This window comes from Lentzea sp. NBRC 105346, from assembly GCF_030269605.1.
Taxonomy (GTDB): domain Bacteria; phylum Actinomycetota; class Actinomycetes; order Mycobacteriales; family Pseudonocardiaceae; genus Lentzea.
This window is the reverse complement of record NZ_BSTQ01000016.1, coordinates 116,446-135,200: the sequence shown is the minus strand read 5'-3', so window position 1 is coordinate 135,200 and position 18,755 is coordinate 116,446. Positions and strand designations below refer to the sequence as shown.

At 67.8% G+C, this 18,755-nt stretch carries 22 protein-coding genes and 2 tRNA genes; 16 read left to right on the top strand and 8 right to left on the bottom strand.

The window, feature by feature from the left end; translation table 11 throughout:
- The first annotated feature begins 9 nt into the window (after window positions 1-9).
- The 5 genes from QSK35_RS30520 (at window position 10) to QSK35_RS30500 (ending at window position 4,445) form a co-directional block, all read left to right on the top strand.
- Window positions 10-666, top strand: coding sequence for a YdcF family protein (locus QSK35_RS30520; RefSeq protein WP_285751022.1), 657 nt, complete (start codon window positions 10-12; stop codon window positions 664-666).
- Window positions 666-1,901 carry a deoxyguanosinetriphosphate triphosphohydrolase gene (locus QSK35_RS30515; RefSeq protein ID WP_285751021.1) on the top strand — a complete coding sequence of 412 codons (1,236 nt, stop codon included), beginning with the start codon at window positions 666-668 and terminating at the stop codon, window positions 1,899-1,901. Before QSK35_RS30520 ends, QSK35_RS30515 begins: the two co-directional genes overlap by 1 nt.
- Before the next feature lie 38 nt (window positions 1,902-1,939).
- On the top strand, window positions 1,940-2,950 hold the full coding sequence (locus QSK35_RS30510; RefSeq protein WP_285751020.1) for a serpin family protein: 1,011 nt from the start codon (window positions 1,940-1,942) through the stop codon (window positions 2,948-2,950).
- A gap of 52 nt (window positions 2,951-3,002) precedes the next feature.
- Window positions 3,003-3,524 carry a DUF5753 domain-containing protein gene (locus tag QSK35_RS30505; RefSeq protein WP_285751019.1) on the top strand — a complete coding sequence of 174 codons (522 nt, stop codon included), beginning with the start codon at window positions 3,003-3,005 and terminating at the stop codon, window positions 3,522-3,524.
- Window positions 3,525-3,797: 273 nt separating this feature from the next.
- Window positions 3,798-4,445, top strand: coding sequence for a hypothetical protein (locus QSK35_RS30500; RefSeq protein ID WP_285751018.1), 648 nt, complete (start codon window positions 3,798-3,800; stop codon window positions 4,443-4,445).
- Window positions 4,446-4,489: 44 nt separating this feature from the next.
- Here QSK35_RS30500 and QSK35_RS30495 read toward each other — a convergent pair whose 3' ends face one another.
- The gene (locus tag QSK35_RS30495; protein ID WP_285751017.1) at window positions 4,490-4,666 is read right to left on the bottom strand and encodes a hypothetical protein; all 177 of its coding nucleotides are present in this window, start codon (window positions 4,664-4,666) and stop codon (window positions 4,490-4,492) included.
- Window positions 4,667-4,750: 84 nt separating this feature from the next.
- On the opposite strand from QSK35_RS30495, the gene QSK35_RS30490 reads away from it, so the two are divergent.
- A complete protein-coding gene (locus QSK35_RS30490; RefSeq protein ID WP_285751016.1) occupies window positions 4,751-5,317 on the top strand; it encodes a carboxymuconolactone decarboxylase family protein in 567 nt (188 codons plus the stop codon).
- Complete coding sequence (locus QSK35_RS30485; RefSeq protein ID WP_285751015.1) at window positions 5,317-6,273, top strand: o-succinylbenzoate synthase; 957 nt, start codon at window positions 5,317-5,319, stop codon at window positions 6,271-6,273. The genes QSK35_RS30490 and QSK35_RS30485 overlap by 1 nt, the downstream gene beginning before the upstream one ends.
- Window positions 6,274-6,319: 46 nt before the next feature.
- Here QSK35_RS30485 and QSK35_RS30480 read toward each other — a convergent pair whose 3' ends face one another.
- The 3 genes from QSK35_RS30480 to QSK35_RS30470 are packed head-to-tail and all read right to left on the bottom strand — an operon-like array spanning window position 6,320 to window position 8,415.
- Window positions 6,320-7,444, bottom strand: a complete 1,125-nt coding sequence (locus tag QSK35_RS30480) for an MAB_1171c family putative transporter (protein ID WP_285751014.1) — start codon at window positions 7,442-7,444, stop codon at window positions 6,320-6,322.
- 15 nt (window positions 7,445-7,459) lie between these two features.
- The gene (locus tag QSK35_RS30475) at window positions 7,460-7,987 is read right to left on the bottom strand and encodes a toxin (RefSeq protein WP_285751013.1); all 528 of its coding nucleotides are present in this window, start codon (window positions 7,985-7,987) and stop codon (window positions 7,460-7,462) included.
- Window positions 7,988-7,989: 2 nt separating this feature from the next.
- Window positions 7,990-8,415: a helix-turn-helix domain-containing protein gene (locus QSK35_RS30470; RefSeq protein WP_285751012.1), complete on the bottom strand. Its 426-nt coding sequence runs from the start codon at window positions 8,413-8,415 to the stop codon at window positions 7,990-7,992.
- Window positions 8,416-8,625: 210 nt separating this feature from the next.
- Here QSK35_RS30470 and QSK35_RS30465 point away from each other — a divergent pair, with 210 nt between their 5' ends.
- On the top strand, window positions 8,626-9,651 hold the full coding sequence (locus QSK35_RS30465) for a threonine ammonia-lyase (RefSeq protein ID WP_352244161.1): 1,026 nt from the start codon (window positions 8,626-8,628) through the stop codon (window positions 9,649-9,651).
- Here the strand turns inward: QSK35_RS30465 and QSK35_RS30460 are convergent.
- Window positions 9,615-10,241, bottom strand: a complete 627-nt coding sequence (locus QSK35_RS30460; protein ID WP_285751011.1) for a dioxygenase family protein — start codon at window positions 10,239-10,241, stop codon at window positions 9,615-9,617. The two genes, QSK35_RS30465 and QSK35_RS30460, sit on opposite strands and share 37 nt — an antisense overlap.
- A 143-nt stretch (window positions 10,242-10,384) precedes the next feature.
- Window positions 10,385-11,251: a sigma-70 family RNA polymerase sigma factor gene (locus QSK35_RS30455; RefSeq protein WP_502881742.1), complete on the bottom strand. Its 867-nt coding sequence runs from the start codon at window positions 11,249-11,251 to the stop codon at window positions 10,385-10,387.
- A 24-nt stretch (window positions 11,252-11,275) separates the two neighbouring features.
- On the opposite strand from QSK35_RS30455, the gene dnaG reads away from it, so the two are divergent.
- Genes dnaG through QSK35_RS30435 form a run of 4 tightly spaced genes read left to right on the top strand, consistent with a single transcriptional unit; the run spans window position 11,276 to window position 15,018 of the window.
- On the top strand, window positions 11,276-13,165 hold the full coding sequence (dnaG, locus tag QSK35_RS30450) for a DNA primase (RefSeq protein ID WP_285751009.1): 1,890 nt from the start codon (window positions 11,276-11,278) through the stop codon (window positions 13,163-13,165).
- Window positions 13,166-13,645: a hypothetical protein gene (locus QSK35_RS30445; RefSeq protein ID WP_285751008.1), complete on the top strand. Its 480-nt coding sequence runs from the start codon at window positions 13,166-13,168 to the stop codon at window positions 13,643-13,645.
- A gap of 24 nt (window positions 13,646-13,669) precedes the next feature.
- Window positions 13,670-14,395 (top strand): trans-aconitate 2-methyltransferase, encoded by a 726-nt coding sequence (locus tag QSK35_RS30440; RefSeq protein WP_285751007.1) that lies wholly within the window; start codon window positions 13,670-13,672, stop codon window positions 14,393-14,395.
- Window positions 14,392-15,018, top strand: coding sequence for an MOSC domain-containing protein (locus tag QSK35_RS30435; RefSeq protein ID WP_285751006.1), 627 nt, complete (start codon window positions 14,392-14,394; stop codon window positions 15,016-15,018). Before QSK35_RS30440 ends, QSK35_RS30435 begins: the two co-directional genes overlap by 4 nt.
- Here the strand turns inward: QSK35_RS30435 and QSK35_RS30430 are convergent.
- Entirely contained in the window at window positions 15,002-15,223 is a 222-nt protein-coding gene (locus QSK35_RS30430) for a YtxH domain-containing protein (RefSeq protein ID WP_285751005.1), read from the bottom strand. The genes QSK35_RS30435 and QSK35_RS30430 overlap by 17 nt on opposite strands.
- A gap of 140 nt (window positions 15,224-15,363) precedes the next feature.
- Between QSK35_RS30430 and QSK35_RS30425 the strand changes: the two genes are divergently transcribed.
- Window positions 15,364-15,436: transfer RNA gene (locus QSK35_RS30425), tRNA-Asn, on the top strand.
- 196 nt (window positions 15,437-15,632) lie between these two features.
- Window positions 15,633-16,499 carry an oxygenase MpaB family protein gene (locus QSK35_RS30420; protein ID WP_285751004.1) on the top strand — a complete coding sequence of 289 codons (867 nt, stop codon included), beginning with the start codon at window positions 15,633-15,635 and terminating at the stop codon, window positions 16,497-16,499.
- Here the strand turns inward: QSK35_RS30420 and QSK35_RS30415 are convergent.
- On the bottom strand, window positions 16,442-16,909 hold the full coding sequence (locus QSK35_RS30415; protein WP_285751003.1) for a GNAT family N-acetyltransferase: 468 nt from the start codon (window positions 16,907-16,909) through the stop codon (window positions 16,442-16,444). The two genes, QSK35_RS30420 and QSK35_RS30415, sit on opposite strands and share 58 nt — an antisense overlap.
- A 100-nt stretch (window positions 16,910-17,009) precedes the next feature.
- Here QSK35_RS30415 and QSK35_RS30410 point away from each other — a divergent pair.
- Together QSK35_RS30410 and QSK35_RS30405 are read left to right on the top strand one after the other, a co-directional pair.
- Window positions 17,010-17,087 (top strand) — tRNA-Ile (locus QSK35_RS30410).
- Window positions 17,088-17,796: 709 nt separating this feature from the next.
- Window positions 17,797-18,606: a DUF6551 family protein gene (locus QSK35_RS30405; protein WP_285751002.1), complete on the top strand. Its 810-nt coding sequence runs from the start codon at window positions 17,797-17,799 to the stop codon at window positions 18,604-18,606.
- Window positions 18,607-18,755: the final 149 nt, after the last annotated feature.

The window sequence follows — 18,755 nt, the reverse complement described above, 5'->3', positions numbered from 1 at the left end:
ATGCAGGGTGTGCGGACCCGCCCTCTGACACCTCTGGCCAGAGTCCTTCGGCTGCTGCTGAGACTCGTGCTCGGCGCGATAGTCGTCGCGGTGCTGGTCGTCGGCGGCACCGCGTTCCGCGTCTGGCAGGTGGCGCGGGTGGACGACTGGACGCGCGCGGACGTCGCGATCGTGCTGGGCGCGGCGCAGTTCAACGGCGTGCCGTCGGACGTGCTCGAGGCGCGGCTGAACCACACGCTGAAGCTGTACCGGCAGGGCGTGGTCAGCTACATCGCGACCACCGGCGGCAAGAAGCCCGGCGACAACTACACCGAGGGCGAGGCGGGCAAGATCTGGCTCGTCGACCACGGCGTGCCCGCCGATCACGTGCTGGAGGTCGGCGAGGGCAGCGACACGCTCGGCAGCCTGAGGGCCGCGGCGAACGTCGCCAAGGCGCAGGGGCTCAAGACCGCGGTGATCGTCAGCGACCCGTGGCACTCGCTGCGCGCCCGTACGATGGCGGAGGACGCCGGTCTGGCCGCGTGGACGTCGCCGACCCGCAGCGGCCCGAACGTGCAGACGCGCGAGACCCAGTGGTTCTACATCAAGCGTGAGACCGGCGCGCTGCTCTACTACCGGCTGATGAAGTCGCACGTCGACGCGTTCGACGTGCCTAAGCTTGGGTGATGTACACCGATCACGACGCCGAGCGGCTGCTGCCCGAGTCCCCGAAGGACTCGGCGTTGCCCGGTGCTCGCGAGGAGCGCCGATCGCCGTTCTCCCGCGACCGCGCCCGTGTGCTGCACTCCGCGGCGTTGCGCCGGCTGGCAGGCAAGACGCAGGTGGTCGGGCCCGGCGAGGGCGCCGAGGTCACCGGTGTGCCGCGCACCCGGCTCACGCACTCGCTGGAGGTCGCGCAGATCGGCCGCGGCATCGGTGAGGAGCTCGGCTGCGACCCGGACATCGTCGACACGGCCGGGCTGGCGCACGACATCGGCCACCCGCCGTTCGGGCACAACGGCGAACGCGCGCTGCACGAGCTGACCGAGACCTGCGGTGGGTTCGAGGGCAACGCGCAGACGTTGCGGATCCTGGTGCGGCTGGAACCGAAGACCACGCGCGGGCTGAACCTGACGCGCGCGGTACTCGACGCGGCGACCAAGTACCCGTGGCCGCGCACTTTCGGCGTCACGAAGTTCGGCGTGTACTCCGACGATCTCGACGTTTTCTCCTGGGTACGTGCCGGTGCGCCCGATCGCGCCCGTTGCCTGGAGGCCCAGGTGATGGACTGGGCGGACGACGTGGCGTACTCGGTGCACGACGTCGAGGACGGCGTGCTGGCGCACCGCATCAGCCTGGCGGCGCTCACCTCGCCGGTCGAACGTGCGGCGATCGCCGGGCTGGCCGCGAAGCACTTCTCGGCCGAACCCGTGTCCGCACTGGAGGAAGCGGCACATGGGCTCCTGCAGCTGCCCGCGGTGTCGGCGTTGGCGCGGCGCGAGTACGACGGGTCGCTGGACGCGCAGGTGGCGTTGAAACGGCTGACTTCGGAGCTGGTGGGCCGGTTCGCCTCCGCACCCGTCGGTGCGACGCGGGATGTGTACGGCGAGGGTCCGTTGACGCGCTACGCGGCCGATCTCGTGGTGCCGCCGCGGGTCGCGGCCGAGGTCGCGCTGCTGAAGGCGATGGCGGTGCGGTACGTGATGAGCGACCCGTCGCGGCTGGAGATGCAGGCGCGGCAACGGGAACTCATCACCGCTCTGGTCTCACGTTTGCTGGCTCGCCCTGATCGGCTCGACCCGGCGTTCGCGCCTGCTTTCGACGCGGCCGCGGACGACGCGGCCCGGTTGCGCGTCGTTGTGGATCAGGTGGCGCTGCTGACCGATGCGCAGGCCGTCGCCTGGCACAACGCGCTGGCGTAGCTTCGAAGGTACGGATCCGCGTTATAAGGGGAGTGGTCGTGACCGATCGAGCGCACCTGGCGTTCGCCACCGCACTGCACCGCGTCGCCGCGCCCGATCCTTCAGTCGACGCGTGCTGGTCGCCCTACTCGGTCGCCAGCGCGCTCGCCCTGGCGATGGAAGCCGCACGCGGCGAGACGCGTGCCGAGCTGGAGGCTTTGCTCGGCCCCTCGGTTTCCGGGTTGCTCGCCGCAGCGGCCGACGTCCCCGAACTGTCCGTCGCGAACACCCTGTGGGCGTCCGACGAACTCGTGTTGAACCCGGACTTCAGCCTGGCGTCCTCGGCGCGCAGCGCGCCGTTCTCGTCCGACCCCGAGACCGTGCGCAAACTGGTGAACACCGACGTCGCCGAGACCACGCACGGCCTGATCCCGGAGCTGCTGTCGCCGGGTGCGGTGTCGGCCTCGGCGGTCGCGATGATCGTCAACGCCCTGTACCTGAAGGTGGGCTGGCTCAACCCGTTTACCGCCATCGGTCCGCGTCCGTTCCGCGGCGTGGGCGACGTGCCGACCATGAACGTCACGGCCAAGTTCCGCTACGCCCGCCACCCCGGCTGGCAGACGATCGTGCTGCCGGCCGCCTCCGGCGTAGAGGCCGTGGTGCTGCTGCCGGACTCAGACCTGACCGAGTTCGACCCGGCGTTCCTGGAGGCTTCTTCGTTCGTCCGGCTCGACCTGTCGATGCCGCGCCTGAACGTCCGGATGAAGGCTTCTCTGAAGGACGCGTTGATACAGCTGGGAGTCTGGTCGCTGTTCAGTCCCTCCGCGGACTTCTCCGGCCTGTCCCCGGACCCGCGGATGTACCTCGACGACGTCATCCACGAGGCCGTGCTGCGCGTCGACGAGCAGGGCCTCGAAGGCGCCGCCGCGACCGCAGCCGTGTTCCGCATGGTGTCGGTCGAGATCGAGGCCGACCCGATCGTGGTCCAGGTCGACCGCCCGTTCCTGCTGCTCGTGCGGCATGCGGCTTCGGGCGCGATCTACTTCATGACGCGAGTGGTCCACCCGTAAGGGTGCCGTGTTCCAGCGGGCAAGTTCTTGATCATCGCCTTACCGTTCCTCCATGACGACGCACGGCGCCGATCAGTTCCTCGTGCTCGCGGAGGCGGGCGCCGTCAGGATCACCTGCTTCAGCGGCGTCACCATCCCCGTACTGCTGCGCACCGAGGAGTACGCGGCCGCCCTGGCCCACCAGCTCGGCCTAGCCCCCGCGCCCGAACTGGACCGCCGCACCGTGGTCGCCAAGTGCGACTTCTTCATCCACGAGTACGCCCTGCGCACCCGCGTCGGCGACGACCGGCTGATGGAGGAGCAGATGCTGCACCTGCTCTTCCGGGCCGACGTGATCCGCGTCGTGCCGGCGTCCGCTGGTGGTTCCGCGGCGTTCGGCCTCGACTACACGATGATCCAGTACCTGCACGACCCGCCCGTGGTCTATCTGGCCAACTTCGTGCTCGCCACCGACGCCGAAACGGTTCAGCGAGCGCAGCTCATATTCGACCGGCTACACGGTCTCGCGTTGCACAATGAAGGATCACGAGAAATGCTCATGAATTATCTCGCCGAGTACGACCGGCGAGATTAGCTTTTCCGATATCCCGCGTTCGGGTGATTCTGGCTCGTGGTGGCATAACGCCCGCGTAGCCTTGCCTCGGCGGCGAATGTCCTGGTCAACCCGTGTCTTTCGCATGTCTTGGAGGCTTTGATGTTCGGGTGGAGATCCAGAATTCTCGCGCTTCTCAGTGCAATTTTCTTACCGGCGGGCATGGCGCTGCCGGCGCACGCGGCGAACAACTGCAACGCCGCGCCGACGAGCGGTAATGACAACATTGTCTGTTACGGCGACATTGTCGATTCGATGAACCTGGCCGAAGGCAACGACGTCCTCCTGGTCATCGGCGGCGGCTTCGTCGCCCACGTCGAGGGCGGCCCCGGCAACGACAAGATCACGGCCGACAATGTCGCCGCCGGCATCATCGTGCAGGGCAACGGCGGCGACGACGAGCTGTACCTGGACAACGTCGACGGTCAGTTGTTCGGCGACGAGGACACCGACCTGATCGAGGTCGGAACGTCCAGCATCGGCAGCAACGTCGACGGCGGCCGCGACAACGACACGGTGAAGGTCGGCACGGCGTGCGGCCGCGTCGGCGGCAGCCCCGGCGACGACACGCTCAAGATCGGCGAGGTCACGGCGTGCAGCGGAGTGCGCGCTGACGTGACCGGTTGGACGGGCGACGACACCATCGAGGTCGGCAAGGTCGACTCGGGCGTGGTGGACGGCGCGGGCGGCTCCGACACGCTGATCGTCGCCGAGGTCAAGGGCACCTCGGCCCTGGAGGGCGAAGTGCTCGGCGGTGCCGATGACGACGTCATCCGCGGACCCGTGATCCTGCTCGTCCCGACGCCGGTGCTCGTCAAGCCGTACGGCGTGGTGGATGGCGGTTCTGGCAGTGACACCTGCACCACCAACAACTTGGGTGGCACGGTGACGGGCTGTCCGTGATCTGTCCCTTGTGGCCAGTCGCGCGGGGACGACTGGCCCGGATGTCAGGTGCTGTTGCGCCGCAGGTAGAGCTTCATCCCGTTCTCTCCGGGCAGCGCACAAAGCAGCAGCTTGACGTTCTGATGGCGCACCGGAACGGCACACGAGTCGCCCGCCAGCAGGGTTCCGGCGAGCAGTCCTGCCGACTCGTGGTCGATCTCCAGCACGAGGTCGTTGCTCATGCTGATGGACCCTAGGCATTCGGCCTAAGCCAACCCAGTCACCCAAAGGTGTCACATTTCCGGAGCCCCTCCCGTCAACAGGTCATGCCAAGGATCGACGGAGTACCACCAAAGAACGCGAACCCGCTGCTCAAGCTCCTGTACTGGTTCGCGAAGAAGAAGTTCGGCGCGGTTCCGGAACCGATGACGGTCGCCGCCCACCACCCAAAACTGTTGATGGCCAGCGCGACCCACGAGCTCATGACCCCGAACACCACGGGAGCCTTGGGCGAACTGGTCCAGTACCGGACCGCGGTGCGGCTGGGCTGCGAGTGGTGCATCGACTTCGGCGCCATGCTGCAGAAACACGCCGGCCTGGACATCGACCGGCTCAAGGAGATCGACGACTACGCGACCTCGGACAAGTACACCGACACCGAACGTCTGGCCCTCAAACTGGCGGACGCGATGACCGCCACACCGCCGACGGTCACCGACGACCTCATCCACCAACTCGAGACCGGCTTGGGCCGCAAGAAGCTCGTCGAACTCACGTATCTGATCGCGCTGGAGAACTCGCGGGCCCGGTTCAACACGGCGTTCGGCATCACGGATCAGGGATTCCTCACAGCCTGCGCCGTGGCCCCAAACAACCTGGATAGCATGCGGTAGTGGATTTCGACCAGGCGCGGGTGTACGCGATTCCGATGAAGACGCGCTTTCGCGGCATCACGGTGCGCGAGGGTGTGCTGATCGAGGGACCGAAGGGCTGGGGTGAGTTCTGCCCCTTCGACGACTACGACGACGAGATCTCGGCCCGGTGGCTGAAGACCACCGTCGAGCAGTGCACCGAGGGGTGGCCGGAGCCGGTCCGCGACCGGATTCCGATCAACTGCACGGTGCCCGTCGTCGGCCCGGACCGCGCGCATCAGATCGTGACGAGCTCGGGGTGTCAGACGGCCAAGGTGAAGGTGGCCGACCACGCCGACTCGTTGCACGAGGACCTCGAACGGCTGGAAGCCGTGCGCGACGCGCTCGGGCCGGACGGGCACATCAGGGTCGACGCCAACGCCGTGTGGGACGTCGACACCGCGGTCTCGTGGATCACGCAGCTGAACAAGGCCGCGGGTGGTCTGCAGTACGTGGAACAGCCGTGCCGCACGATCGACGAGCTGGCCGAGGTCCGCCGGAAGACCGACGTGCGGATCGCGGCCGACGAGGCGATCCGCCTGGCGCCGGACCCGAAGACCGCCGCCGTGGCGGGTGCGGCCGACGTCGCCGTGATCAAGTGCACGCCGCTCGGCGGGGTGCGCAGGGCGCTCGAGGTCGCGGAGGCGACGGGGTTGCCGTGCGTCGTGTCGTCCGCGCTGGAGACCAGCGTCGGGCTGGCCGCGCAGCTCGCGCTCGCCGGGGCGTTGCCGGAGTTGGACTTCGCGTGCGGCCTGGGCACCCTCAGCCTGTTGCAGGGTGACGTGGTCACCGACTCCTTCCGCCCGGTGGACGGCTACCTGCCGGTGCCGCGCACCGCCCCCACCCCGGACCCCGAGCTACTCACCCAGTTCGCCGCCACCCCAGAGCGCACCCAAATCTGGCTGGACCGCCTAACCCGAGTCCGCGCGATCGGCTAGCGAACGTGACGTTTGAGGACATCTATGTCCCTGAACGTCACGTTCGCTAGCGGAATTCCTTGGCGACGGAGGTGAGCCAGGAGAGTTCCGCGGTGAAGTCGTCACCGAGGTGGGCGGCGGTCGCGTCGACCGGCGTTGCCGAACGCGCCCCGCCCGCCAGTGCGGCCTTGAGCTGTTCTGCCTCAACATAAGCGCGCAGCGACACGCCGTCGCGACCGGCCGCGCGGCCCTGTTCCTCGGCGCGCGAGGCGACCTCCGGATCCAGTGCCGGGCGCAGCGCCCGCCAGCCGTCGCGGATCTCGATCACCATCCGGTACAGCCGGTAGCGCAGGTCGCCCCACGGCGAACCGAGCGGCTCCAGCGCGATACCCGGAACCTTCGCGTACAGCGCGAGCCACAGCGGGCGGATCCGGCGGTACGACCGGTAGTCCTGCAGCCACTGCCCCCACGCCGGGATCGTCAGCCCGACCACCAGCAGCACGGTGCCTACGCCGATGGCGGTCAGCGACAGCGGCTCCCAGTCCAGCGGGTTGAGGCCCATCTTCTTGGCGATGACGGAGACCGCCCGGTTGAGCGGGTGGATCAGGTAGATCGCCGAACCGATGGTGGTGAGCTGCAGTCCCAGTCGCAGCCACGGTTCCCGCGTCGTGCGAGCGCTACCCCAGCACAGGCGCGCGATCTCGACCAGGCCGATGCCCATCGCCGCGGTGTAGACGAGCAGGTACGCCGCGCCGACCGGGCGGCTCGACGTCTGCACCAGGTAGTCGACCGTGCGGCCGGTGAGGTTCGACGACGTGATGGCCCACAACAGGATCAGCACCACGGCCGCGCCCGCGCAGGCCGCGACGCGCACCCGCGCCATCCGCCGCGCCCGCTCCGGTGGGTAGGACCAGAACACGAGGATCACGAGCACCGCGGCGGTGAAGACGATGCCGCCGAACAGGTGCTGCAGCAGGATCCCCAGGTTCGCCACCCCGGACCACCGGGAGATGCCGGACAACAGCGCGGAGTGCGCCAGTGTGAGGGCGATGCCCTTCGACGCGAACGCCACCAGCAGCGCACGGTACGCGGGGTTGGCCGACTTCTTGCGGAAGCCGGTCAGCGTGATCGCCAGCGCGATCCACCACAGCACGGCGCACGAGACGAACAGGATGTTCTTCGCTGAGGTCATTTTTTCGGGACCATGTCAGGAAAGCGAGTTCTTGATGCGCCGCACCACGGACATCGCCTCCGTGGGCGCGTGCTGCGCGGCCGTGATCTGCTGCAGCAACAGGGTCGCCAGCAGTTCGGCCTCCTGCTCCTGCTCGTCGGAGTAGCCGGTCCGGCGGAGCATGTCCTGGACGAGCCGCGGGTCGAGGTTCGGGAACAGCAGGCGCGCGCTCGCCTCGTCCAGCGCGGCACCGCCGCGGTGGCAGCAGATCATGTGCGCGAGTTCGTGGGCGATGATGTGCTCCTGGTGGGGCTTGCTGGTGTTCGCCTCGTAGACGATGAAGTCCACGCCCTCCAGCGCGATCCACATGCCGCAGGGGTGGTCCGACTTCAGCTCGGCGGGGATCAGGTGGATGGGCCGCCCGCGCTGCCTGCTGAGCTTCTCGCACAGCGTGACCACGCTGGAGACGTGGTCGAGGTCGAGCTCGCCCAGGCGGGCGGTGCAACTGCGGCGCAAGTCCCGCAGGTGCCTGCGCTTGCGCCGGGCGGCGAACCAGTCGCGCATCCTCACCCGTCGTCCCGCACGGGCGGCAACCCCTGCTGCTTGCGGATCTGGTCGAGCACGGCGGTGATCGTGTCGAGGCTGTCCTTGGGCAGACCGACCGCTCGCAGCGCGATGCCGCGGACACCCGCCTGGCTCAGCTCGTCGAGTGCGGCCAGCTCGGCCTCGACCTGGCTCGCGCTGTCGGGGTCGAAGAAGTAGGCGGGCGAGACGCCGAAGAACTTCGCCAGCGCCACCTGCAGCTCCGCGGACGGGCGCACACGTTTGCCGGTGCGCAGCGCGGACAGGTAGGCCCCGCTGACGCGCAGCTCCGGGTTGGCCTTCTTGACGGCCTCGGCGACCTCGTCGTTGGTCCAGCGGCGGTTGCCCGGCCGGCTGGTGCGGAACAACGCGTCCAGACGCTCGGCCAGCGACGATTCCGTTTCAGGCAAGGCACACCTCCAGTCCGGAGCCGAGCCTATCGGGTTTCAACTGCCAGTCGAATTGAGACGCTGTGAGTCGACTAACGGTTGACAGGGTCCGAACGACCTGCGGTACTGTCCGCTTCGTCAGATCATCTGGGGGTTGATCTGAATCAACTGTTGGTTGATGGTGGCGGAGTGACTGTGACTCCGCCACCGTATTCGGTGGATGCGAGAAAAGTGAGCGCGGACCTCGTCTCGCTCGACGATGTGCGCGTCGCCGCGATGCGGATCGCGGACCACGTGCTGCACCCGCGGCTGCTCCGGGCCGACTGGGCGCCCGCGTCCAGAACGCTGTGGATCAAACCGGAAAGCCTGCAGCGCACCGGTTCCTGCAAGGTGCGCGGCGCGGTCAACGCGGTGCTCGGCCTCTCCGAACCCGAACTGCTGCGCGGCGTGGTGACCTACTCGTCGGGCAACCACGGCCACGCGGTCGCGCTGGCCGCCCAGCTCGCGGGAACCAGCGCCACGGTCGTCGTCCCCGACGACGCGCCGGCGGTCAAGATCGACGCGATCGGCGCACTGGGCGCCCGTGCCGCGTCCGTCCCGCGCGCGGACCTCCGGCAGGTCGCCGAATCCTTGCGCGACGAGGAAGGCCTCGTGCTGGTGCCACCGTCCGACGACCGCGCGGTGATCGCCGGGCAGGGCACGATCGGGCTGGAGATCGCCGACGAGATTCCCGACCTCGCGGCCGTGCTGGTCCCGGTGTCCGGCGGCGGCTTGCTCGCCGGCGTCGCCGCGGCCGTGAAAGCCTTGCAACCCAACGCTTCGGTCATCGGCGTCGAACCGATCCTCGCGGCCGACACCGCGCAGAGCCTGCGGGAGGGCAGGCGCGTCGAGTGGTCGCACGCCGCCACCGGCCGGACCATCGCGGACGCACTGCGCGCGCCGACCACCGCGCCCGCGACGTGGCCGCACATCGAGCGATTGGTCGACGGCGTCATCACGGTCACCGAGGAGGAGATCCTGCGGGCCGTGGGGACGCTCGCGACCCGCGACCGGCTCGTGGCGGAACCCAGCGGTGCGGTGAGCACCGCCGCGTTCCTGTTCCACCGCGACGAGATCCCGCCGGGCAACACGGTGGCCGTGCTGTCCGGCGGGAACGTCGACGGGTCACTGCTGGCCAACGCGCTCGTGTTGTGCCAGCCCTATCTGGGCTCCTCCGGTGATCAGGTGTCGATCACGAAGTCGAACTTCGCGGTGTAGCGGTTGCCCACCAGCGGGCCGAGCGCGACCTCGCAGTCACGGTCGATGAAGCGGTCGCGGCGGTTCAGCGCCGCGACGTTCATGCCGTAGGCCTTGAGGTTGTCCGGGAAGAACAGCTGCGTGGTGAGGATCGGGCCGTGGGGCGCCTGCACCTTGACGTGGATGTGCGGCGTGCGGCCGGGATAGTCCTTCGGCACCACGGTCTCCAGCACATAGGCGCCGGAGGCGTTGGTGAACTGGTGTCCACGCATCTTGTAGGCCGGGCTGGAATTGTCGTAAGCGCCTTTGTCGTCGGCCTGCCAGAAATCGAGCAGGGCGTGCGAGATCGGCTGGCACTTCAGGGTGTAGACGAATCCGGTCAGGCTCAGCACGACACCGGTGACGCCGGCGGTGCGGAGGTTGGTGCGTTCGGGGGAGTTGCGCTTGAAGTAGGGACCTTCGATGTTGGACGGGGTGTCGTCGTCATCCACGCACTGCGGCGTGAGGACCAGCGGCTTGCTCTGGGCGATCGGCGAGCTCACGGCCGTCAGTGCGACGGCCGCCGCGCCGGTCGCGATGAACGCGCGGCGGGACGGGTTCTCTTCGGTCATGTTCGGTTTTCTCCGTGTTCCACCCGACGGCAGGGTTATCAGGGGTGTAACAAGGCGGCCGACTATGACCTTAGAGACTTGATGTTGAGACCAATGTACGTCGTTCGGTTATGAACGATCGGCCGTTCGGCCTCCGAATGTTGTCAGAATCTGACATGTCCGATTTTGTCCGGATTCGCGTGGTCGTAGATCGCGACGACCTTGCCGTCGCGCACCGCGAACGTCGTGACGCGGGCGGCGACCTCCCCCTGTTCGGGGTAGAGCAGGCCCAGGTCGCCGTTGACCATCGCGGGCGTCGCCTGCGGCACGCCGTGGTACTTGCGGACCAGGCCGAAGATGAACCGGGCGACCTTGTCCGCGCCGGTGACGACGTTCACCGTGGTGCGGACCTTGCCGCCGCCGTCGCCGACCACGACCGCGTCCGGGTGCAGCAGCTCGATGACGGCGTTCAGGTCGCCGGCGGACACCGCGGCGATGAACTTCTCCAGCACCTCGCGCTGCTCGTCGAGGGCGGCTCGCGGCGGCGGGTCGGCCTCCGCGACGGCCTTGCGCGCACGTGACGCGTGCTGGCGCGCCGCGGCGGTGGAGACGGTCAGCACGTCCGCGATCTCGTCGAACGGCACGGAGAACGCGTCGTGCAGCACGAACGCCACGCGCTGCTCGGGCGTCAGCCGGTCGAGCACGACCAGCGCCGCCATCCGCACGCCGTCGTCGCGCACGACGGCCTCGAGCGGGTCGTCGTCGCTGGTGATCAACGGCTCCGGCAGCCAGGACCCGACGTAGGTCTCGCGACGCACGGCCGCCGAGCGCAGCCGGTCCAGGCAGATGCGGCTGACCACGGTCGTCAGCCAGGCGCGCGCGTCCTTGATGCCCTGGGCGGAGGTGAACCTGAACCACGCCTCCTGCACCGCGTCCTCGGCGTCCGCGACGCTGCCCGTGAGCCGGTAGGCCACACCGATCAGGTGAGAGCGGTGCTCGGTGAACAAGGCGGCGGCGGTCACGACCCCCAGTTTGCCAGCTATAGACTCAGGTCCGTGGCAGGACGTATCCGGGAAAGCGACATCGCGCTGGTGCGGGACCGCAGCCGGATCGACGAGGTCGTGGGCGACCACGTGTCGCTGCGGTCCGCTGGTGGCGGCGCGTTGAAGGGGCTGTGCCCCTTCCACGACGAGAAGACCCCCTCGTTCAACGTGCGGCCGACGCACGGCACGTTCCACTGCTTCGGCTGCGGCGAGGGCGGCGACGTCATCGCGTTCGTGATGAAGATCGAGCACCTCGGCTTCGTCGAGGCCGTCGAGCGGCTGGCCGACCGCGCGGGCATCCAGCTCACCTACGAGGGCGGCGGCGCGTCGGTCCAGCGTGACCGCGGCACCCGCTCGCGGCTGCTCGAGGCGCACAAGGCGGCGCAGGAGTTCTACGCCGAGCAGCTGTCCTCCCCGGAGGCGTTGCAGGCCCGCGAGTTCCTCGCCGAGCGCGGGTTCGACGAGGCCGCCGCGCGGACGTTCGGCTGCGGCTTCGCGCCCGGTGGCTGGGACAAGCTGACCAAGCACCTGCTGAACCGTGGTTTCGAGCTCACCGAGCTGATCAAGGCGCAGCTCACCAAGGAGGGCCGTCAGGGCCCCATCGACCGGTTCCACCGCAGGCTGCTGTGGCCGATCCGGGAGCTGAGCGGCGACGTCGTCGGGTTCGGCGCGCGCCGGATCTTCGACGACGACCCGATCCAGGCGAAGTACCTGAACACCAGCGAGAGCCCGATCTACAAGAAGTCGCAGGTGCTGTTCGGCCTCGACCTCGCCAAGCGGGAGATCGCCAAACGGCGCCAGGCCGTCGTCGTCGAGGGTTACACCGACGTGATGGCGATGCACCTGTCCGGCGTCATGACCGCCGTCGCGTCGTGCGGCACGGCGTTCGGCACGGAGCACATGAACGTGCTGCGCAGGCTGTTGATCGACGACGACCTGAACGGCGAGGTGATCTTCACCTTCGACGGCGACGCGGCGGGGCAGAAGGCCGCGCTGAAGGCGTTCGAGGGCGAACAGCAGTTCTCCGCGCAGACCTACATCGCGATCGCGCCGGACGGCATGGACCCGTGCGAGCTGCGCCAGGCCAAGGGCGAGGTCGCGGTACGCGACCTGGTCGCCCGGCGCACCCCGTTGATCGAGTTCGCCATCCGCACGCAGCTGCAGAGCTACGACCTCGACTCGGTCGACGGCCGCGTCGAGGCGTTGAAGAAGATGGTCCCGTTCGTCGCGCAGATCAAGGACCGCGCCAAGCGGGACGGTTACGCGACCAAGCTGGCGTGGTGGGTCGGCTGGCCGGACGAGGCCGCCGTCGTGCGCCGCGTCCGCGAGACCTCGGGCGGCAAGGCCCCGCGCGCACCGCGTCCCGTGGTCGACCCGAACCAGGGTGCCCTGGGCATCGAGGTCGACGGCCCGTCACGCCCGGACCCGCGCGACCCGCGCCTGTGGCACCAGCGGGAGGCGCTGAAGTCCGCGCTGCAGCTGCCCGAGATCGCCGGCCCGTACTACGACCAGCTGCCGGACGAGGCGTTCACGCACCCCGCGTACCTGGAGCTGCACCAGGCGATCCGCGCGGCCGGTGGCGCGTCCGCCGGCCTCTCCGGATCGTCCTTTGTGGATGCCGTCTCGCAGCGCTGCGCGCACCAGTCCGTGCGGACCGTCCTCTCTGAACTGTCCGTGGAAGCGCTGCAGGTCAAAGAGGGTGACGAGTTCCGCTACGTCTCCTCGGTGCTGTCCCGGCTGCAGCAACTGCTCGTCGGCAACCAGATCACGGACATCAAGTCGCGGCTGCAGCGCATCTCCCCGGTGCAGGAACCCGACGAGTACCGGGCCCTGTTCGGCGACCTCGTCGCCCTGGAGGAGTACCACAAGGCGCTCGGCTCGCAGGCGGTTGGAGGACTGTAGGTGCTCAGGTGGTGGCGCAAACTGCCCCCCGACTTCGCCGGGACGCTGGAAGCTGACGAACACGTGCTGGCTTTTTCGGGGTTGGTGGTCGCCACCCCGCTGGGCCTGTGGCTGCCCGACAGCCGGCGCGTGGGGTGGCACCTGATCAGCAAGGCGACGTGGAGCGGCGGCGCCCTGACCGTCGTCGAGGCCACTGTCGTCTCAACGGTGTCCGGTGTCGACCTGCTGGAAGACCAGCCGCCGCAACGGTTCGTGCTCCCTGACCCCGGCCGCATCCCGCAGGTCGTGCACGAGCGCGTGACCGGTTCGATCAGGTCGCGGCACCGCCAGGACCTGCCCGGTGGCGGCGTGTGGTTCCTGCAGCGCAAGGTCCCAGGCCGCGGCATCGTGCTGCAGGCCCGCCCCGATCCCGGAACGTCGATGGACCTGGTCAGTTCGATCGCGGCATCGGTCGCCGCGAAACTGTCCTCGTCGCGCTAGCAGTACGCGTGTACTGTTAGTCGCATGTGGGATCCGGGGAAGTACCTTGCGTTCGCCGACCACCGCTCGCGGCCGTTCTACGAGCTGATCGCCCGCGTGGGTGCCACGTCGCCACGCCGTGTGGTCGACGCCGGCTGCGGGCCGGGCCACCTGACCTCGGCTTTGTCTCTTCGCTGGCCCTCCGCGGTGGTCGAGGCCTTCGACTCGTCGCCGGAGATGGTGTCCGCGGCGGTCGCCGCGGGCGTCCCCGCTGTCGTCGACGACGTCACGACGTGGCAGCCCAAGCCGGACACGGACGTGCTCGTCACCAACGCGGTCCTGCAGTGGGTTCCGTCGCACCCTGCTCTGCTGGCGTCGTGGGCGTCTGCTTTGTCGCCGGGCGCCTGGCTGGCGATGCAGGTGCCGGGCAACTTCGACGGCCAGTCGCACGCCCTGGTGCGGTCGCTGGTGCCCGAGCTGGCCCGCGACTCGCCGGTGCTGTCGCCGGTCGAGTACGCCGACCTGTTGTCGTCGCACGAGGTCGACGCCTGGGAAACCACCTACGTGCAACGGCTGTCCGGCCCCGACCCCGTGCTCGAATGGATCAAGGGCACCGCCCTGCGGCCCGTGCGGGCCGCGCTCGACGATGCCGAGTGGAAAGACTTCCTTGGCGCGCTGGCGCCGTTGCTGCGCGAGGCCTACCCCATGCGCCCAGACGGCACGACGTGGTTCCCGTTCCGCCGCATCTTCGTCGTGGCGCACATCCGATGAGGGTCGTCGCGTGCGCCAGGTATCCGGTGAAGTCGTTGCTGGGCGAGGATCTCGCCTCTGTCGAGCTCGACCAGCGCGGCGTGGTGCACGACCGCTACTGGGCGTTGCGCACCCCGGCGAGCCGCTTCGGTTCGGGCAAGACCACGCGCCGTTTCGTGCGCATGCCGCGCCTGCAGGAGATGTCCGCGCGCATGGCCGGCGGCGCCCCGCTGGTAACGCTCCCGTCAGGCGTGACGCTGCCCCTGGGCGCCCCGCTCGACGCCGCCGTGTCGTCCGTTGTGGACCAACCGGTCACCGTCGCCCCGGAGGGCGACATCCCTCACATGGACGACCAGCCGATCCACCTCGTCACCACGGCGTCGCTGCGCTGGATCTCCGCACCGGACTGGGCGATCTTCCGGCCGAACCTGGTCGTAGACGCACCGGGTTCCGCGAGGGTCGAGGACGGGTGGATCGGCCGCAGACTGATCGTCGGCGAGGCTGAACTGGCTGTAGTCGGCCCCGCCGTCCGTTGCGTGATGATCGGCTCGTACCTGCGCGCGGCACCCAAGTTCGGCGTCTACGCGAAAGTGCTGCGACCAGCCGTGATCTCGGTGGGCGACCCCGTCACGCCGACGGAATGACCGGATCCCGCCGCTCCTGCCCGTTGTGCTGGTGCATCCACGGGATGGTGTCGGCCACCTTGTCCTTGGCGGTCCCCGCCGCCTTACGCACCGCCGGACTTTCCACAATCCTGTGGTAGGCCCGAACGATCTGGTCGTACCGCTCCCGACCGGCCTTGGCGCCGAGCACGTAGCCGATGGCCGCGCCGATCAAGATGCCCTTCATCTCCCGGTCTCCCTTCGTCGTGCCTGGTCAGGGTTCATCCTGCCCCTACTAGGGGGGTCCCTACAGAACCCGTTTCCGGCATGCGCTAGAGTTACCCACTGTCAGGACGAGCCAAGCCTGACAGTGACACAAATGAACATTCCCCCATAGCTCAATTGGCAGAGCATGCGACTGTTAATCGCAGGGTTGCTGGTTCGAGTCCAGCTGGGGGAGCGCGAAACGAAAGGCGGCGAGTGCTCTCCACGAGCACTCGCCGCCTTTCGTTTCGGTGTTTTGTGGGGGCCAAGCCCCCACGCCCCAGCCGGGGGCTCCGCCCCCGGACCCCCGGTTCGGCCTTGCTTCGCTCGGCCGCCGGTGGTCATGCGGTCGGGGTCTTTTGTTTTCCTGTGGGGCGCGTCACTTTGGTTACATGCCCCGCCGCCACCTTCGCCGCATCCTCGCGCTCGACCCCGTTGTCGACCACGAGGAGATCCTGCGCATCTCCGCCGGTCTCGAGTTCCCGTGGGACTACACACGAGCACTCGAGTTCGCTCTGTTCCGCACCTACTGCGTGCCGTCGATCTCCCGCCTGCTGGCCCGGACCGGCGAGTTCGAGCGCCGGCCCCAGAAGCGCTACGACGACACGGCGTTCCTGATGGCCGAGGTCCTCGAGCACGGCTACGACTCGGTCCGTGGCCGCGAGGCGCTGCGCGTGGTCAACCGCTCGCACGGCCAGTACCAGATCAGCAACGACGACATGCTCTACGTGCTGTCCACGTTCATCTACGACCCCATCGCGTGGCTCTCGTTGTACGGCTGGCGGCCGCTGTCATCCCACGAGCAGCTGGCGGCGTTCCACTACTACCGGGCGGTGGGCACGCGGATGGGCATCCGCGACATCCCTTCGTCCTATGAGGACTTCCTGGCGTTCAAGGGTGCCTACGAACGTTCCAATTTCGTGTACGCCGAGTCCAATGCGCTCATCGGCCAGTACACGCTAGACCTGTTCTGCTCGTGGTACCGCCCGGTGCCACGTTCGTGGACCGCTTGCGCGGCCCGCTCACTGCTGGATCCCCAGATGCTGACCGCGTTCGGCTTCACCCCGGCGCCCTCGTGGGTTGGCCGTCTGATGCGCTCCGGCCTACGACTCCGGGCCTTTGTCGTCCGCTACCTACCGCCGCGGCGTCGTCTCCGCCTGACCACCGCGAAGAACCGGACGTACCCCGGCTACCCGTCCGGCTACCGGCCGTCCGACCTGGGCGCGATCTCCAGCACGGCCCGCTTCCCGTCCAACTGAAACCCCTGCTTCTTGAGGAACTCCGTGCCAGGTTTCCAGTCGTCCGTGATGCTCGCCGTGACCCTGGTGATGTCGGGGTACTTCTTCTTCAGCTGGTTCGCGATCTCCGTCCCGATACCCCACCGCCGGAGCTCTCTCGGCACGAGAAAACACCCGATCGCGGCACTGCGCTCGTCGGGGTAGTGCAGCAGGAGGTCGACGAACCCGATCATCCCGCCCTGCGCCTCAGCCACGAGCAGCCGCTTCTGCTCGAAGTCGGCCCCCTCGGGCAGCGAGTAGTACAGGCTCTGCACGTCCCCCGGCCCCGACAGGTGCCCGGTCGCCGCCTGAAACCAGTCGTCGCATTCCGCGAACAGCCGCAACACCCGTGGCTCGTCCGCAGGCTCGAGATCGCGAAGGGTCAAACGCACGCCCGCAGCCTATGTGGTGGGCCTCACGGACCCGCGCAAGGGCCGTTCGGCGTGATCGGTATCCTCCACACCGCAGCAGTACGGTTGTGCTGGCTGCGAGGGGGCAGTAGCTCAGCTGGTCAGAGCAGCGGACTCATAATCCGTCAGGTCGTGGGTTCGAGCCCCACCTGCCCCACCAGGCCTGCCAGTCAAAATGGGTGTGTGCGGCTGCAACGGCGGCATGGTGATCGGCGAGAGCGGCATCCGCGTGAAGTGCAAGAAGTGCGACGACGTGGGGAATCTGGGCAAAAGTGTGACCCCTCAGGACCGCTAGCCTACGGGCTCTGCCTCACGCCTTCAGCGGTGGCTAGCTGTGGCCGACGTGGCCTCTGTTAACTTGCAAGCGCGCCACTTCGGCTTCTCAACTTCAAGCGCTGCAACGAAGATCGAGTCGATGATATTCAGGCGGCCTCGCACCGGTGGTTAACATACATCCGGATGTCGACGAGTCCGATGGGCGCATGTCGGCCGGGGCGGTCCGCTCATGCGGCTGTGTCTGGAGCGGCAGCCAAGCTTTGGTATGTCAAGGCGGAAGCCTTCGTACTCTGGCTAGAGCTCGCCTGTGAAGCTAGAGCTCGTTGTCAGCATTGTCCACAAGGGACACAAGTGAGCCTGGGAAATCGGCGATCGTACAAAGTGGACGGAGGAACCCGTCGGCCTAGTACTAGACGAGCGGGCCAGTCCTGGAGACAGGGCGTCCAATCGGGTAGGTCGCCGACGGCGACTCCCATTCAAAAATCCTATGTCAAATTGTCGTGACACGGGCGGCTTCCATATGAGAGGGTCCTCTCCGCGCATCCCAGGCCACACGGCCGCCCCCCAAAGCGCAGAGAGTCGAGGCTTTTGCCTTGTCGAAGTACTCCTATACCTTGACCCCGCACCGTGTGACGCATGAGCGGGTCAAGATTGCAGACCTGAAGGTCGATCGCAACGCTCAACGAACTCTGAACCGTCGTCGTGCTGCAACTATCGCCGTTGAGTGGGTCCCTGAGGCGGCCGGAACCATCGTGATTTCTCGCCGCGTCGATGGCACGGACTACATCGTGGACGGCCAGACTCGTACTGAAGGTGCTCGCCTCGCTGGCGCAACAGAGATGGACGCCGAGGTTCATCATGGTTTGTCCGAAGCCGACGAGGCCACACTGTTCTTGTTCAAGAATCGCGAATCCAGCCGCCCTAGCGCTCATGATGAGTACCGCATCGGCTTGACTGCCGAACTCCCTCTTTTCCTTGACACAGAAGCGGTTCTGGTTGCCCACAAGCTTCAGATGGGTAGCACTTCGACGAACACCGTCGGTGCCGTGGCTGGTGTCCTTCGCATCACTGAGAAGTACGGGGCGTCGATCCTTGACCGAACGTTGACTGTTGCTGAGGAGGCATGGGGGCGAAGCGACAAAACGTGGGACGGGATGCTGCTCTCGGGCATCGGACAGTTCCTCGGACGTCACGGCGACGACATCAATGATCGAGAACTGGCTCGCAAGATCGAGGCTCAGGGTAACGCCTACAGGTGGTACAACAATGTGATCGCCTTGGCCACGGCCGGTGGCACTCAACAGAGCGGCACGGGCGGTCGCACGGCACAGTGCTACGCCCTCATTGTGCGTGCGTGGAACACGGGACGCCGTGCTCACAATCGCATCGTTCTTGCTTCGTAGTTGTGTCGTCACGAAGCTGTCCGGTTGCTCGATGCCAGTCGAAGCTGCGAGCCTCGACCTTGCGGTGGAGAGCGGTCCTCGTGATGTTCGTCGTCAACCGGTTCACGTAGTGGTTGAGCAGCCGCTGCGCCGCGTTATCCACCATGTGG

Excerpts from the sequence above, each read along its gene's own strand:
- QSK35_RS30515 (WP_285751021.1), top strand. The coding sequence starts at position 666 with ATGTACACCGATCACGACGCCGAGCGGCTGCTGCCCGAGTCCCCGAAG.
- QSK35_RS30505 (WP_285751019.1), top strand. The coding sequence starts at position 3,003 with ATGACGACGCACGGCGCCGATCAGTTCCTCGTGCTCGCGGAGGCGGGC.
- QSK35_RS30500 (WP_285751018.1), top strand. The coding sequence starts at position 3,798 with ATGAACCTGGCCGAAGGCAACGACGTCCTCCTGGTCATCGGCGGCGGC.
- QSK35_RS30495 (WP_285751017.1), bottom strand. The coding sequence starts at position 4,666 with ATGAGCAACGACCTCGTGCTGGAGATCGACCACGAGTCGGCAGGACTG.
- QSK35_RS30490 (WP_285751016.1), top strand. The coding sequence starts at position 4,751 with ATGCCAAGGATCGACGGAGTACCACCAAAGAACGCGAACCCGCTGCTC.
- QSK35_RS30480 (WP_285751014.1), bottom strand. The coding sequence starts at position 7,444 with ATGACCTCAGCGAAGAACATCCTGTTCGTCTCGTGCGCCGTGCTGTGG.
- QSK35_RS30475 (WP_285751013.1), bottom strand. The coding sequence starts at position 7,987 with ATGCGCGACTGGTTCGCCGCCCGGCGCAAGCGCAGGCACCTGCGGGAC.
- QSK35_RS30460 (WP_285751011.1), bottom strand. The coding sequence starts at position 10,241 with ATGACCGAAGAGAACCCGTCCCGCCGCGCGTTCATCGCGACCGGCGCG.
- QSK35_RS30440 (WP_285751007.1), top strand. The coding sequence starts at position 13,670 with ATGTGGGATCCGGGGAAGTACCTTGCGTTCGCCGACCACCGCTCGCGG.
- QSK35_RS30435 (WP_285751006.1), top strand. The coding sequence starts at position 14,392 with ATGAGGGTCGTCGCGTGCGCCAGGTATCCGGTGAAGTCGTTGCTGGGC.
- QSK35_RS30430 (WP_285751005.1), bottom strand. The coding sequence starts at position 15,223 with ATGAAGGGCATCTTGATCGGCGCGGCCATCGGCTACGTGCTCGGCGCC.
- QSK35_RS30420 (WP_285751004.1), top strand. The coding sequence starts at position 15,633 with ATGCCCCGCCGCCACCTTCGCCGCATCCTCGCGCTCGACCCCGTTGTC.